Below are 1,747 nucleotides of genomic sequence, written 5' to 3'. Positions count from 1 at the left end.
TCTGTGGATCGGCGGTCTGGCCGAACGGGTGACGGAATTCGGCGGCATGCTGGGCACCACCTTCGGTTTCGTCTTCGAATACCAGATGGAGCTGCTGCAGAACGGCGACCGGTTCTATTACCTGTCGCGCACGCAGGGTCTGAACCTGCTGGATGCGCTGGAGGCGAATACCTTTGCCGATATCGTCATGCGCAATTCGGCCCTTGGCGGCGATTATGCTACCCATATCAATGCCACGCTGTTCCTGACCCCGGACATGATCCTGGAACTGGACCGGGCCATCGCGCAGCGCGATTACAACGGCAATGAGGCGGGGCGCGACCCGGAATGGGACGATCCGCTGCTGCAACAGCTGGATCCCAAGGTGATCCGCGTCGATTCCGGGGTGACCGACGGCAATGGCCATCAGGTTGGCGGAGAGCTGCATTTCCGGGGCGGCGAGCATGTCGTGCTGGGCGGAACCGAGGGCGACGACCGCCTGACATCGGATCTGGGCGACGATGCGCTGTGGGGCGACGGCGGTGACGATTACCTCAATGGCGGGGCGGGGGCCGATCAGGTTTTCGGCGGTGACGGTGACGACATCATCGAGGACACGTTCGGCGACAACTTCCTGCGCGGCGAACGCGGCAATGACGTCGTCTCGTCATCGCGCGGCATCAATCTGCTGTTCGGCGGCGAGGGGCATGACGCGTTGCTGATCGGCCAGGATGCCGGCGAGGCCTTTGGCGGCGAGGGCAACGATTTCATCCTGGGCGGCTCTGGCGGCGACAACATGCTGGGCAACGAGGGTGACGACTGGATCGAAGGCGGCGAGGGCTTCGACATCATCTCGGGCGACAATTCCGAACTGTTCTTCAATTCGACCGTCATCGGCCATGACGTGGCCTGGGGACAGGGCAATGATCAGGATTACGACCTTGAATCGGGCGATGACATCGCCCTGTCGGGGATCGGTGTCCAGCGCTTTGAAGGGATGTTCGGCTTTGACTGGGCCAGCGCGAAATATGACGTGGCGGGCGTCAACTGGGATTTCAATATCCCGATCTTTACCTCGGCACCCGCCGATATCCTGCGCGACCGCTTTGACCTGATGGAGGGAATGTCGGGCTGGGTCCATGACGACACCCTGCTGGGTGACCATCGCGGCAGCACCGTGGGCGACACCGACGCCAATGCCAGCTTTGACGAGCATGTGCTGGACGCCGAGGGGATCGACCGGATCGAGGGCCTGCGCCAATGGTTCGACGGCGCGCTGGAAACCATGGGCGGTCCGGGGGCGACCAGCTTTCGCGATGGCAACCTGATCATGGGCGGCGGCGGGGCCGACCGGATGATGGGGCGCGGCGGCTTTGATGTCATCGACGGCGACGCATGGCTGAACGTCCGCATCCGCATCATGGTCGACGGCACCGAATATTCGGCGGAATCGCTGAACAGCTCGCAATCGGCGGCGGGTCCGTTCGCGGGCCGGGTCTACGCCTTGGGCGACGACGGGCGACCGGACTTTTCGGCGGCGGCCTTTGGCGGGCGGTCCCTGACCGCGTTGCTTCTGGACCGCACGATCAACCCCGGCGACATGTCCATCACCCGCGAGATCCTGACCGCAGCCCCCGGCACGGCCCGTGACAGGGCGGTCTTTGCCGGCAATCTGGACGAATACGAGATCGAGGGGCGCGGCACGCAGCTGCCGGGCAACCCGATGATCCAGGCGGCGCGTGACGTGGATGGCGACGGTTTCATCTCG

1 protein-coding gene is annotated in these 1,747 nt (G+C 64.2%); it reads left to right on the top strand.

Annotated features, from left to right (window positions below; all coding sequences use genetic code 11):
* The coding region (locus EG885_RS22250) for a calcium-binding protein (protein ID WP_278248508.1) at positions 1-1,747 on the top strand (1,747 nt) is incomplete at both ends.

Source organism: Paracoccus nototheniae (assembly GCF_004335005.1).
Classification (GTDB): Bacteria; Pseudomonadota; Alphaproteobacteria; order Rhodobacterales; family Rhodobacteraceae; genus Paracoccus; species Paracoccus nototheniae.
This window is presented reverse-complemented; position numbering and strand designations above follow the sequence as displayed.